The sequence below is a fragment of the Qipengyuania rhodophyticola genome (assembly GCF_042493225.1).
Lineage (GTDB): Bacteria > Pseudomonadota > Alphaproteobacteria > Sphingomonadales > Sphingomonadaceae > Erythrobacter.
The window spans coordinates 640,979-653,969 of sequence record NZ_CP170454.1 but is presented as its reverse complement, the minus strand read 5'-3'; the positions used below and the strand labels follow the sequence as shown (position 1 = coordinate 653,969).

Genomic DNA, 12,991 nt, shown 5'->3' with positions numbered 1-12,991 from the left:
GGTGTCACCCCATGAAGCGGATTGGCTTACTGGGCGGCAGTTTTAATCCTGCGCATGGCGGGCACCGGCGTGTGTCTCTATTCGCGCTGGAGGCGCTCGGGCTGGACGAGGTCTGGTGGCTGGTTTCGCCGGGAAATCCGCTTAAGCTCAAAGCGGGCATGGCACCGCTCGCGGCCCGGCTCGCCTCGGCCAAAGCATGGTCGCGCCGCGCGCCGATTCGCGCCACTGCTATCGAGAGCCAGCTAGGTACGCGCTACACCGTTGATACGCTTCGAGCCGTCACCCGTCGCTACCCCAAGAACCGTTTCGTTTGGCTTATGGGTTCGGACAATTTGGCGCAATTCCACCGGTGGAAGGATTGGCGCACTATCGCCCGGACAATGCCGATTGCGGTTATTGCTCGCCCGGGCTATGATAGCGATGCTGTTGCAAGCCCCGCAATGGCTTGGCTCAGGCGCAATCGCGTGTCTGCTGCCAGATTTTCTGATGGGGGCGAATGGAGTGCACCGACACTGGTGACTTTGCGGTTCGATCCAGATGAAAGGTCCGCCACGGCTATTCGCCGCGGTGATCCTGACTGGGCCTCGCGCTACAGCGATATCACGCTGCGAGACCCGGTAACGCATCGGTCGATACCAATTGAAGAGAAGGCCCCGGCGTCGTGATGCGCTTTTGGCCTTTGTTCATTTTCCCAACATATTACCGAAGTAGAAAGCTCGACCATGAATATGGCGCATACGCATGCGGCTCCCGACAATTCGGGCGCTGCGACCAGAAAGGTTTTGCCGTTGACTAAGGATGGCTCGCAATCGCTGATTGATCTCGTTCTCCAGCATCTTGATGATGATCAGGCGCAAGAAATTGTGACGATTGATCTGGAGGGTAAAAGTTCGATTGCTGATCATATGGTGATCGCATCGGGTCGCTCGACGCGGCAAGTGGCTGCGATTGCGCAAAAGCTCGCGGAAAAAGTGAAGCAGGCAGGTTACGGCCCAGTGCGGCTGGAAGGGCTTCCCGCGGCGGATTGGGTCCTGCTCGATGCGGGCGATGTGGTGGTTCATGTGTTCCGCCCCGAGGTGCGCACTTTCTATAATCTTGAGCGGATGTGGGCGTTTGGCGATGCGCCGACAACCGTTGCTGCTGGCAGTGTGTGAAGCTCCATATTATCGCGCGCGGTAAGATCGGCCGCTCGCCCGAAGGCGAGCTGGTTGGTCGCTATGCAAACCGTATTGCCTGGCCGCTCCAACTTACCGAGCTGCCCGAGACTGGCGGCAAGATCCCCGAGGCGCAAACACCCTTTGCAACCGTATTGCTGGACGAAAAAGGCAAGTCTCTCTCGTCCAGAGAGCTGGCGGGACACCTCGAGAAATGGCGCGACAATGGCATGCGCGAGGCGCGCTTTGTCGTCGGCGCGGCGGATGGCCATTCCGATAAAGAGCGCGCCGAGGCCGATTTGCTGCTCGCCTTTGGCACCGCAACCTGGCCGCATTTGCTGGCCCGCGCTATGCTGGCTGAGCAATTGTACCGGGCCACCACAATCCTTGCCGGACACCCCTATCATCGCAGCGGATAATCCGGCACAACACTGCCTAAGATGACCCGCCGACCCCTCCTTATTGCTGCGCTCTGCATGGTTGCTTGTGGCGCCATGACGGCGAAATCACTGGTGCAGGCGCAAGAGGAGGATTCTTCAGCATCAACCCCCGAGGTGCAAGATGCCCGCAAGGCACTGGATGCCGCAAGAGACCGCGCAAACCGAGCGCGCAGCCGCGTCGCATCTTTTGAACAACAATCGCGCGATGCGCTGAGCGCCTCGGAGCAAGCCCGCGCAGAAGCAGCGGCTTTAGCTGCAAAAGTTCAGCAGGCGGAGGCCGCGGTCGGCGTCGCCGAGGCGGAGCTTTCGCTGGTGCAGGGCCAAAGCCAGATGCTTGCGCGGGAGCTCGCTGAGAGGCGTGAGCCGATTGTACGTCTGACGGGCGCGCTCCAAACTCTAGTTCGCCGGCCAGTTGCTTTGAGCTTGCTGCGGCGAGGCTCCCTGCGTGAGACGGTTTATCTGGGCGCAGTGCTCGACAGCGTGGTCCCGCAAGTGCGCGCGCAAACCGAGTCATTACGCGGTGATCTTGATCGGTTTAGCGCGCTTGAAAGAGAAGCGAGCGATCTGGTGGTCCAGCGGCGCGAAAGCGAGCTTGCGCTTACTCAGCAGCGCGATGTTTTGGAGGCTTCGGCTCGCCAGCAGCAGCTTGCCTCACGCGAGGCGTCTGGTGCGGCTAATCGCGAAGCCATGCGGGCGCTTGCCTTGGCCGAGGAAGCACGCGATTTGAATGGCTTGGTCGGACAGCTTGAGCGCGCCGGAGGCCTACGCGCCCAATTGGCGGCATTGCCCGGGCCGGTGATGCGCCCTGCCGATCCGACTGCTGCGCGAACTTCGCTCGCCTCCACGCGAACCGCCTCCACGCCGGCGCCCGCTACATCACCAAACCCTTATATATTGCCAGTCGACGGGCGGATTTCGGCAGGTTTTGGCGAAGCTGGCCGTAGCGGCGCACGCGGCGCGGGGCTGGAACTTGCCGCGAGGCCGCAAGCACAAGTGGTCGCGCCCGGAGCAGGGCGAGTCGCCTTCGCGGGTCCGTTTCGCGGCTTTGGTCAAATCGTTATCGTTGAGCATGATGATGGCTGGTCTAGTCTGATTACCGGCCTTGGCAGCCTTACGGTTGAGGTTGGCACGCGGGTAATCGCGGGGTCGCCGCTTGGGAATGCTGGGGGCAGGTCCGGGGGCGATGTACCGCTTGTCTCACTTGAATTGAGGCGCGATGGTGAGCCTGTTAACCCGCTGGAGTTGATTGCGGGTTAGCTTGCTTGATGGTGGAAGCCCGCGCGTTGTAGGTGCGATTTGGCGGTAACAACGCCTCACCGAACCTCATCTGGCGTTCATCGAAAGAAGCAGATAACATTGTGAAATTGCCGATATTGGAAAACTGATATGAAATTCCACACACTCGCTCGCAGCACGGCCCTCGTTATGGCGGTTGCCTTGATCCCGTCGACAACCGCATTGACGGCGCAGGTTGATGGCCGCGCAGGGACGGAGTTTTCCAAGCTTTTTGCGACCTATCAGCGAATCAAAGCAAGCTATGTTGAGCCGGTCGAGGATGAGGCGCTTATTCGCGGCGCGATTGATGGCATGCTGGCCTCGCTTGATCCGCATTCCGCCTATCTTGATGGGTCGGATTTGCAGCGTCTCGAAACATTGATCGATGGCAATTATTCCGGGCTAGGCCTTTCGGTTGTGATGGATGATGGCGCAGTGAAAATTGTCTCGCCGTTCCGTGGCAGCCCGGCAGACAAAGCAGGCATCAAAGCAGGCGACTTCATAACCCATTTGGATGGTGATCTGATCGTAGGCGGCGATCTTGATGATGCGGTTGCCCGGATGCGCGGGCCCGCAGGAACCTCGATCGACCTGACAGTCTTCCGCCCCGGCCGCGACGAGCCATTTGATGTGAGCGTAACGCGCGGCGTGATCGAACTCGAGCCCGTGACGCACGATTTGAAGCCCGGCAATATCGGGCATATCATGATCAACGAATTCTCACGCGATGTCGGCAGCGATGTCTTCGCCTCGTGGGAGGCGCTTAAGGGCGAGGCCTCTGGCCGCTTGAACGGCTTGGTCCTCGATCTACGATCTAACCCAGGTGGTTCGCTGGATGAGGCGGTGGCCTTGTCCGATCTCTTCCTCGATGACGGGCAAATCGTGTCTCAGCGAGGGCGCGGACGTGGCGAAACCATCACCTATGATGCCGAAAGCGTATTCCGCGGCGATATTGCCGAAGGCTTGCCAATCATAGTCCTGATTGACGCAGGTTCTGCGTCAGCTTCAGAAATTGTGGCGGGCGCCCTTCAGGACCATCGCCGGGCGGTGATCATGGGTGACCGCAGCTTTGGCAAAGGCAGCGTGCAATCGCTGCTGCCGCTGGGGCGTGATGCTGCGCTTAAGCTAACCACGGCGCGCTATTACACGCCTTCGGGTCATTCGGTGCAGGAAGGCGGGATCAAACCTGATATTACGGTGCCGCAAATCTCGGACCCTGATCTTGCCAAGCGAGCGAAGTTCATCATGCGCGAATCGGATTTGCGCGGCCATCTAATCAATGAAGTTGGCATTGAAGATAGCGCGCTTGAGCGCGATAAGCTTGATGATCCGCGCTTCAAACTGACAGCTGAGGAGCTCGAAGCGCAAGGCATTGAAGATTTCCAACTGCATTATGCGCTAGAGACTTTGCAGCGTACTTCGCCTAACTCGGTTGCGCGCAATTAGGCGCGATTCTTAGAGTGTAAGCGAATAGGAGGCGGGGCTTGTTGCAAACGCCCTCTGGCATTCTGGCTCAGCGTCTTGCGCTGGCTATCCCGCTGGGTCTGCTCGGCGGGGCATACCTTAGCGAATATGGCTTTGGCCTGTTCCCATGCGAAATGTGCTGGTGGCAGCGCTGGCCTCATTTCGCCGCAGTCCCCCTCGCGCTGCTCTCTTTCTGGGTAGCACCCAAGCGTGTCTGGGTAGCTTTGGCTGGGCTCGCTATTCTGGCCTCGGGGCTGATCGGCGGCTTCCACGCTGGCGTTGAGTATGATTGGTGGGAAGGCATCACCGGCTGCGCGGTCACCGCTGTTCCGGTTGGCGGCAGCGCGCTTGATGCGGTGATGGATGCGCCCATGGTTCGCTGTGATGAGGCGCCATGGGATTTGTTTGGGATCTCGCTCGCGGGCTGGAATTTCCTGATCTCCACCTTAAGTGGTGTAGGCATAATGGCGCTGCTCACAAAGGACGCTCGCAATGACGCAAACTAAGCTCTCAAGGGACGATATTCACCGCATGATCCGGGTTGATCAGGCGGGCGAATTTGGCGCAACGCGGATTTACGCAGGCCAGCTTGCAGTGATGGGTGATCGCGGGCCGGATTCTGGCGAAATTGCACATATGGCCGAGCAGGAGGAGGTCCACCGGGCCAAATTCGATGCGCTGATGGCCAAGCGCGGCGTGCGCCCAACCGTCTTGCAGCCCTTTTGGTCAGCCGCGGGCTATGCGCTGGGCGCGGGCACGGCATTGATTGGTCCTGAGGCCGCGATGGCCTGCACAGCGGCGGTCGAGGAGGAGATTGACCGACATTATTCAGAGCAGCTCGATCAGCTTAGCGAGACCAATCAGGACCCCGAACTTGCCGGGATGATTGAGGAATTTCGCGAGGATGAGCGCGCGCACCGGGAAACGGCACTGGCTGCCGGCGCCGAACGCGCGCCTGCCTATCCGGTTTTGTCCGGGCTGATCCGTCTGGGTTGCCGGGCAGCGATCAAAATGGCTGAGCGCGTTTAGGTCGGAAAAACAGCCGCCTGCCTGCTTCAGCGACTGTTCACGGCCACACTGCTTTGAGATGACCATATTGCTTCGTGGCGGCTTATGCTAAGGCTGCCCATTAGAGCGAAATCACGAGGACTATAATGACCGTTCGCAATTTCACTGCCCTCAGCCTTGCTGGAACCATGCTTTTGTCGAGCGCTGCGTTGGCGCAGGATGCTGATTTGCAGCCAGAGGCGGACGCCATTCCTGACAATGTGCAAACTGCCTTTGTTTACGGCGATGATGCAGCGCCGCCATGCCCTGAAGACGCGATTTGCGTGGTCGCACGCTTGCCCGATGGTGACCGCTATCGGATTCCGTCAAACCTGCGTTTTAGCGATAATCCCGCCAATGATAGCTGGACGCAGCGTGTTGAAAAGCTTGAATTGGTTGGCAATTTTGGCGCTTTGTCCTGTTCACCAGTAGGCGCTGGCGGCTTTACCGGCTGTACGCAGCAGCTGGTGGATGCGGCCTTTGCCGACAAACGCAATGGCGAGCAGGTTCGTTTCAGCCAACTGATTCAGGCTGCGCGGGAAGAGCGTTTGTCGACGATCGATGAAGATGCTGCTGCCGAGCAAGGCCGTGTTGAGCAAATTGAGCGCGAATATCTCGAGCGGCTTGAGCGGGAGCGCGCCGCCCCGACGCCGGGCGAGGAGACCGCGAGCGAATTGCCGCGGCTTGATGTTGAGCCCGAGTCAAGTGACGGCCCCAACAGCTAAGATAACGGGCTGAAATCTGAGCCAAGGTGCGCTACGCGTCGGGTGAATGAGCCATCCGCCCAAAAAAATCCTCACCGTGTTCGGGACTAGGCCGGAAGCGATCAAGCTATTCCCCTTGATCCACGCGCTTGAAGCCGATGACAGGTTCGTCTCGCGGGTCTGCGTTTCAGCCCAGCATCGCGAAATGCTTGATCAGGTTTTGGACCTGACCGGCATCGTGCCCGATCACGACCTCAACCTGATGATGCCGGGCCAGACATTGGATACGCTAACCGCGCGGGCGCTCGTTGAAATTGGGAAGGTTCTGGACGAGGAACGACCTGACTGGGTTGTGGTTCAAGGCGACACCACCACCGTGATGGCGGGCGCGATTGCGGCCTATTACCGCAAAATTCCGGTTTGCCATGTTGAGGCTGGCCTGCGCAGCGGCGATATTTATCATCCTTGGCCCGAGGAGGTAAATCGCCGCGCTGTTGGCACATTTGCAGCGCTCCACTGCGCGCCGACCGCAACTGCTGCTGCCGCACTGAAAGCTGAAAATATTGACCCTGCGATTGTCCAAGTCACCGGCAATACAGTGATTGATGCCTTGCAATGGGTGACGCGCCGCCTGACCGCAGAACCCGGCTTGGCAAGCGGCCTTGCCGAGTGTGAGGTGCGTTTCGCCGGCAAACGGATCATTGGCATGACCAGTCACCGGCGGGAAAATTTTGGTGAGGGGATGGAGGGAATCGCGGAGGCGGTAAAACGCCTTGCGAGCCGTGATGATGTCGCCATCATTTTCCCTGTTCACCTCAACCCGAATGTGCGCGAGGTGATGAATGCGGCGCTCGCAGGGCTCGATAATGTCGCGCTTATTGAACCGCTGGATTACCCGCATTTTGCGCGCTTGATCGGGCTTTCTGACATCATGCTGACCGATAGCGGCGGCGTTCAGGAAGAGGCGCCTGCGCTGGGCAGGCCAGTGCTGGTGATGCGCGAAACGACGGAGCGCCCCGAAGGCGTCGATGCGGGCACGGCCAAGCTGGTGGGAACAGATGCGAATGTGATTGTGCGCGAAACAGAGCGTCTGCTTGACGATCCCCAAGCCTATGCAGCGATGGCCCGCGCGCATAACCCATTCGGCGATGGCAAAGCGGCGGGGCGGATTGTGGAATTGCTAGCGGGCTGAGCGGCTATCACAGCCCGGTATAGCCGCGGAACCACTTCACAAAGCGCGGGAAACCCACTTCCGCGGGCGTCGTGGGGGCATAGCCATGATCGCGTGCAATCGCATCAATATCGGCAAAGGTGCGTGGTACATCGCCGGGCTGCATATCCATCATATTAAGCTCAGCCTTGGTGCCGCAAGCATCCTCAATAATGCGGATGATATCGAGTAATTGTGCGGGGCGATTATTGCCGATGTTATAGAGCGCATGGGGCGACAGACTGCCGCCAGCTTTCACCGCGCCATCGTCTGCTGGCGGGTCGTCCAGACAGGCAATGACGCCTGCAACAATGTCATCAATATACGTGAAATCGCGGCTCATCTTGCCATGATTGAAAACGGGGATGGGTTCGCCGCGCAGGATTTTATTGGTGAAAATCCACGGCATCATATCGGGCCGGCCCCAAGGTCCATAGACTGTAAAAAAACGCAGGCCCGTCTGCGGTATCCGGTAGAGGTGAGAGTATGTCTCGCTCATCAACTCATCAGCCTTTTTGGTCGCGGCATAAAGTGAGCGTGGGTGATCGACGCGGTCTTCAACCGCAAAGGGGATCTTGTCATTGGCCCCGTAAACCGAGCTGGAGCTGGCGTAGACAAGATGTTCCACACCGCGCGCACGGGCCAGCTCGAGCATGTTCACATGGCCAACCAGATTGGATTGGACATAGGCGTGCGGGTTTTCGAGGCTGTAGCGCACGCCCGCTTGTGCACCGAGATGGATGATACGATCGAAATTGACGCCCGAGAGAGCAGCCGACAAAGCGTCAAAGTCAGCAAAATCGACCTCAGAGAATTGAAAGCGCCCCGCTGCAACCGCCTTCGTCTCCGCGAGCCGGGCAGTTTTTAGCGCTGGATCGTAATAGGCGTTGAGATTGTCGATCCCGACGACACTGACGCCGCGCTTGCACAGCGCTTGCGCAACAGCCGCCCCGATAAAACCTGCAGCTCCGGTGATTAGAATATGCGGCATTGGCATTCCTTATAGCGCTCAACCAGCTCCGTCACTCAGAACACTCTCTTCATCGCACAAGTTTCCCCGCTTGCCTTATCGGCTTCGTGGTATCTGCTCTTTCAACCTCTATATTCTCACTTCGAGTGGAGCATGCAGCGACCCCACGTCGCCTTCGCGCTGTTAATGAATGCGAGGGGCAACCCGTTCCGCCATTCTGTTTTTGACCCGCCACCAGCCAGAACGACCCTAAGTCCAAAGCTAAACGGGTATCTTCGTGGGATACGCGCGAAAGTGCTGACAATATAATTTCCTCATGTCCGCCTTTGATCAAAAAGCTTCGTAGCCCGCCGACTAAGCGGGCTCTTCGTTTACCTTGGATTTTGGGTCCAAACATCGCAACTGATCTTTACGATCAAGTTGGCGCTCGTTATCAGGGCCGAGATTCATAGACAAAGCTCCCATCATGCGTAATTTGCCACTTCTCCTGCTTTCTGTTCTGGCCTTATCGGCCTGCTCTAGCGCGCCACCTTTGCGTTCGACTGCTGATCTTACTGTTGTAAACCACCTGTCAGGCCTTCCAGCTCCAATGCGCGCCGATCTAACTGCCGGCGACAGGGTGTCTCTTATCGGGCCTCTCGATTCGATTGCGGTCGAAATTTTTGGTGTCCCGGAATTAAGCGGAGAGATGCAGGTCGACACCAGCGGTCGGATTGCCTTGCCGCTCATTGGGACCATTGATGCGAACGGCAAGACAGCGGCTGAACTTTCCAGTGATATCGAAAACCTGCTTGCTGACGGTTATGTGCGCGACCCCAATGTCACGGTGAATATTAAGAATTCGGTGAGTCAAGTCGTGACCGTTGATGGTCAGGTGGTTCAGCCTGGCCTTTATCCAGTAACGAACCAAATGACGCTAATGCGTGCGGTGGCTTCTGCGCGTGGCCTGACTGAGTTTGCAAAGCTCGACGACGTTGTGGTTTTGCGCACCGTCGAGGGTCAGCGGATGGCTGGTGTCTACAATTTGACCGCCATTCGCCGCGGCACTTATGCCGACCCGCAGATCTATCCATCTGACCTCATCGTTGTGGGCAACAGCCCTCAACGTCAGGCTTTCCGCGATCTCATCGGACTGTCTCCCTTGCTTGCCTCGCCCCTTGTGGCTTTGGTGCGATGAGGCAGGATAGCGTCTCATGAACAGGATATCCAATATTCCAGACAGCGGCGGTCATGCTGCGCCCTCTTTGATTGATGTCTCTCAAACACCTCCGGGATTAGGTTTGGGCTTGAGGCAGTATTTGCTAATCATCATGCGAAGGCGATGGGTGATAGCGGGCATCACGCTGGCCTCATTGTTCCTAGGCATTCTAGTCACCTTTTTGATGACCCCTAAATATACTGCCGAGGCTACCATCGAGATCGCCCGCGTTGCCGATCGCGTGACTAATTTTCAGGGTGTTGAGAGAGATGCCAGTGCTGCGGACCAGGAATTTTACGAAACCCAATATGGCTTACTTCGTTCTAGGTCTCTTGCCGAACGCGTGGCGGTTGAGCTTGAGTTGGTAGATGACCCAGCCTTTTTCGAAATGTTCGGTGCGATTGACGAAGAGAGCCCCACATTTGATATGGGTAACGGGCGTTTTTCGGCAGGTGGCCGCAAAGATCGGCAGAGAGTCGCGGGGGAAATTCTACTTGAGAATCTGGGGGTCGACCCGACTCGCTTGTCGCGCCTGGTGGATATCCGGTTTGTCAGCCCGGATGCAGATTTTAGCGCAGAAGTCGCCAACGCATGGGCCGAGAACTTCATTGCCAACAATCTAGAACGCAAAATTGAGGCCAGTTCGTATGGCCGCGATGTGCTTCAAGAGCAGCTTTCCGAATACAAAGAGCGCCTTGACGCCTCCCAGCGCCAATTGGTGGCTTATGCTTCCCAAGCACAGATCATCAATTTGCCTTCCGCAGTAGAAGGTGGCGATGAACGCTCTGTGGTGGTGGATAGTCTCGCAACTTTTAATGTGGCTCTGGCCCGTGCCAAGGCTGATCGCATTGCGGCCGAGGCGCGCTTTAGCAAAAGTGGTGCGAATGGAAGCTCTGCCCAGGCCTTAAGCAATACGGCAATTAACAACCTGCGCCAGAAAAGGGCCGAACTGGCCGCTGAGTATGAGCAGCTCCTTGTGCGTTTTGAGCCAGCATACCCCTCTGCCGTGGCGCTGAAGACGCAAATTGATGATCTTGACCTTTCAATACGCCGCGAGGAGCAGCGAGTAACAGATGCGGTAAGGGCAGAATTTTTGCAGGCGCGTGAGCGCGAACAGCTGCTTGACGCGGAGGTCGTGAAACTGAAAGGCGAATTTCTCGACCAGCGCCGCCGGGCCATCCAGTATAATATATATCGGCAGGAGGTAGACACAAATCAGGCTTTTTACGACGGATTGCTTCAACGCTTTGAGGAAATTGGCGTTGCGGGCGGGGCTGGAGTCAACAATGTGTCTATTGTCGATGGTGCAGATGTGCCTTTGGAGCCGTCTAGCCCAAGGCTTATCATTAATTTGCTGGCATCGCTGCTCGGTGGGCTGATGCTGGGCGCTGGCGCAGCCTTTGCGATGGAACAATTGGACGAATCAATTGGCGATCCGGAAGAATTGGAGCGCCGGCTTGGACTGCCATTGCTTGGCTCTGTTCCGGTGGTGGAGTCTGGTGCGACGATTGAGGCGTTGCTGGATCGCAAATCCGATCTGGTCGATGCTTATCTTGCCGCCCAAACCAGCTTGAGCTTTTCGACAGAAAACGGCGTGCCAAAAACTATGGCTGTGACCTCAACGCGCCCAGCAGAAGGTAAATCGACCACTGCTTTTGCGTTGGCTGTCATTTTGAAGCGCAGCGGCCGTAAGGTCATTCTGGTTGATGCAGATATGCGCTCACCTTCCGTTCATGAGATGGCAGGCCAAGCCAATGAACGCGGACTAAGTAATTTGTTGGCTGGTGACGACAATATGTCGAGCGCAATCGTTAGAATGACTGAGACTGATCTCGATATTTTGCCCGCTGGCCCAACCCCACCCAACGCCGCTGAGTTGCTGACTGGGTCACGCCTGTCTGACGTCATTGCATCGCTGCTCGAAAGCTATGACCACGTGGTCATCGACAGTCCGCCAGTCATCGGATTAGCTGATGCGCCACTTATTGGGGCCGCGGTAGAGGGAGTTGTCTATGCTGTGGAGGCACAAGGGATCCGCTCTAGTCAGGTACGCACGGCCCTTGGTCGATTGAGCGGCGCGAACATCCGGGTGCTTGGCGGGATTCTGACGAAACTCAACGTCGAAAAGACCGCCGGCTCATATGGTTCAGGTTATGACTACGGATATGACTATGGCGGCAAGAGCCGAACTTTGGAGGTCTAAGTGGCGGGGGCGCTTCAAAGTCTGAGCGTTTACTGGCTAGTCAGCAAGCGCTGGGCAAAATGAAAAGGTCCCGATTGGCCCTCGCTGCAATATGCCTATTTCTTGGGGCGATGAGTGTAGCGGGATCCTTGGCAAGGGTGGTAGAGCGTACAGATGCGCAAAACGCCCTGTCCTTGGCTCCAAGAGATGCTCAGGTCGCTGGGTCAGCAGCTCAGCAGGTCTTTCGTGAGGCCCCAGTGAGCGATAGCAGCTCGTTGGCTGCCGCCTTGGCGCGCCAGTCGCTGATGGCCGATCCAACCAGTGCAGAAGCGGTCAATGTACTCGCACTCCAAGCGCAAATGCGCAATGAAACCGAAGAGGCGCGGGCGCTTTTTGAGTACTCACTGCAGTTATCGCGCAGGGAATTGCCGGCTCGATTGTGGGCCATCGAAGAGGCTGTGACGCGTGGGGACATTGGTACGGCCCTCTACAATTATGATCTCGCTTTGCGTACATCATCACGCGCTACTGAGTTGCTGCTGCCCAATCTGATCGCTGCTCTGGAGGAACCGCTTGTGCGCGAGGCGATTTACCCGATCTTGGCAAAGCAGCCCCCCTGGGGTACGAAGTTCTTGGTTGAAGCGGCGGTCAACAGTTCGAATCCGCTCAGCGTGCTTGCTTTTTTTACAGAGCCGCTAGCCAAGTCGCTTCCGATCCCACCCGAGACCTCCGCCTATCTGGTCAATAACCTCGCGAGCAAAGGGGAATGGGATGCTGCGTGGGAGTATTATACGGCGTCTAACATCGATGTTTCGCGAACAAGTTCACGTGACCCCGATTTCAGCGCCGATCTCGATGTGCGCACTGTGTTTGACTGGCAGACAACCCTCGAGCGCGGCTTTGTCGCCGAAATTGTGCCTGCACTCGACCGCCAGCTGTTGGAGTTCGAGCTGCGACCGGGTCAACGCGGTATGATCGTCCAACAGCGTCAGGTCCTGCCGCAAGGCCGTTATCGGCTGTCTAGCGCGTCAGAAGACCTAGATTCTGAAGATTTTGAAGAGATTTACTGGGCACTTGATTGCGATGATGGCGCCGAGCTCGCTCGTATCGCTTTGTTGAGTGAGGCAGAGGCGAACGCCAATTTCAACGGCGTGTTCGAGGTTCCCGCCAATTGCCCGCACCAAAATCTACGGCTCATGGCTGTGGCCGCCAGCGCGCCTCCAGGTCCGGCAGGTCGAATCCTGAGGGTGTTAATTGAGCCATTCTGACAGAAGGCCCCTTGTTTCAATGAGGATGCGCTCGGTTTGTCGGCTCTGTATCTTTGATATAGATCGATCGGCTTTGAGT

At 57.5% G+C, this 12,991-nt stretch carries 13 protein-coding genes; 12 read left to right on the top strand and 1 reads right to left on the bottom strand.

Annotated features, from left to right (window positions below):
• Positions 1 to 11: 11 nt before the first annotated feature.
• The 9 genes from ACFCXQ_RS03030 to wecB all read left to right on the top strand — a co-directional run bounded on the left by ACFCXQ_RS03030 (position 12) and on the right by wecB (position 7,276).
• Positions 12 to 665, top strand: coding sequence for a nicotinate-nucleotide adenylyltransferase (locus ACFCXQ_RS03030; RefSeq protein ID WP_379552956.1), 654 nt, complete (start codon positions 12 to 14; stop codon positions 663 to 665).
• Between the two features lie 63 nt (positions 666 to 728).
• Positions 729 to 1,154, top strand: coding sequence for a ribosome silencing factor (gene rsfS, locus ACFCXQ_RS03025; protein WP_379554520.1), 426 nt, complete (start codon positions 729 to 731; stop codon positions 1,152 to 1,154).
• Entirely contained in the window at positions 1,151 to 1,573 is a 423-nt protein-coding gene (locus tag ACFCXQ_RS03020; protein ID WP_379552954.1) for a 23S rRNA (pseudouridine(1915)-N(3))-methyltransferase RlmH, read from the top strand. The genes rsfS and ACFCXQ_RS03020 overlap by 4 nt, the downstream gene beginning before the upstream one ends.
• Before the next feature lie 75 nt (positions 1,574 to 1,648).
• Positions 1,649 to 2,851: a murein hydrolase activator EnvC family protein gene (locus tag ACFCXQ_RS03015; protein ID WP_379552952.1), complete on the top strand. Its 1,203-nt coding sequence runs from the start codon at positions 1,649 to 1,651 to the stop codon at positions 2,849 to 2,851.
• Between the two features lie 129 nt (positions 2,852 to 2,980).
• Positions 2,981 to 4,315: a S41 family peptidase gene (locus ACFCXQ_RS03010; RefSeq protein WP_379552950.1), complete on the top strand. Its 1,335-nt coding sequence runs from the start codon at positions 2,981 to 2,983 to the stop codon at positions 4,313 to 4,315.
• Between the two features lie 38 nt (positions 4,316 to 4,353).
• Positions 4,354 to 4,839, top strand: coding sequence for a disulfide bond formation protein B (locus tag ACFCXQ_RS03005; RefSeq protein WP_379552948.1), 486 nt, complete (start codon positions 4,354 to 4,356; stop codon positions 4,837 to 4,839).
• Entirely contained in the window at positions 4,826 to 5,362 is a 537-nt protein-coding gene (locus tag ACFCXQ_RS03000) for a demethoxyubiquinone hydroxylase family protein (RefSeq protein ID WP_379552946.1), read from the top strand. Before ACFCXQ_RS03005 ends, ACFCXQ_RS03000 begins: the two co-directional genes overlap by 14 nt.
• Before the next feature lie 125 nt (positions 5,363 to 5,487).
• The gene (locus tag ACFCXQ_RS02995; RefSeq protein ID WP_379552944.1) at positions 5,488 to 6,105 is read left to right on the top strand and encodes a hypothetical protein; all 618 of its coding nucleotides are present in this window, start codon (positions 5,488 to 5,490) and stop codon (positions 6,103 to 6,105) included.
• Between the two features lie 46 nt (positions 6,106 to 6,151).
• The gene (wecB, locus tag ACFCXQ_RS02990) at positions 6,152 to 7,276 is read left to right on the top strand and encodes a non-hydrolyzing UDP-N-acetylglucosamine 2-epimerase (RefSeq protein WP_379552942.1); all 1,125 of its coding nucleotides are present in this window, start codon (positions 6,152 to 6,154) and stop codon (positions 7,274 to 7,276) included.
• Positions 7,277 to 7,283: 7 nt separating this feature from the next.
• On the opposite strand, the gene ACFCXQ_RS02985 is transcribed toward wecB, so the two are convergent.
• Positions 7,284 to 8,285 carry an SDR family NAD(P)-dependent oxidoreductase gene (locus tag ACFCXQ_RS02985; RefSeq protein WP_379552941.1) on the bottom strand — a complete coding sequence of 334 codons (1,002 nt, stop codon included), beginning with the start codon at positions 8,283 to 8,285 and terminating at the stop codon, positions 7,284 to 7,286.
• A 445-nt stretch (positions 8,286 to 8,730) separates the two neighbouring features.
• Between ACFCXQ_RS02985 and ACFCXQ_RS02980 the strand changes: the two genes are divergently transcribed.
• The 3 genes from ACFCXQ_RS02980 to ACFCXQ_RS02970 all read left to right on the top strand — a co-directional run bounded on the left by ACFCXQ_RS02980 (position 8,731) and on the right by ACFCXQ_RS02970 (position 12,912).
• Positions 8,731 to 9,441, top strand: coding sequence for a polysaccharide biosynthesis/export family protein (locus tag ACFCXQ_RS02980; RefSeq protein ID WP_379552939.1), 711 nt, complete (start codon positions 8,731 to 8,733; stop codon positions 9,439 to 9,441).
• Between the two features lie 16 nt (positions 9,442 to 9,457).
• A complete protein-coding gene (locus ACFCXQ_RS02975) occupies positions 9,458 to 11,665 on the top strand; it encodes a GumC family protein (protein WP_379552937.1) in 2,208 nt (735 codons plus the stop codon).
• 236 nt (positions 11,666 to 11,901) lie between these two features.
• Complete coding sequence (locus ACFCXQ_RS02970; RefSeq protein ID WP_379552935.1) at positions 11,902 to 12,912, top strand: tetratricopeptide repeat protein; 1,011 nt, start codon at positions 11,902 to 11,904, stop codon at positions 12,910 to 12,912.
• Positions 12,913 to 12,991: the final 79 nt, after the last annotated feature.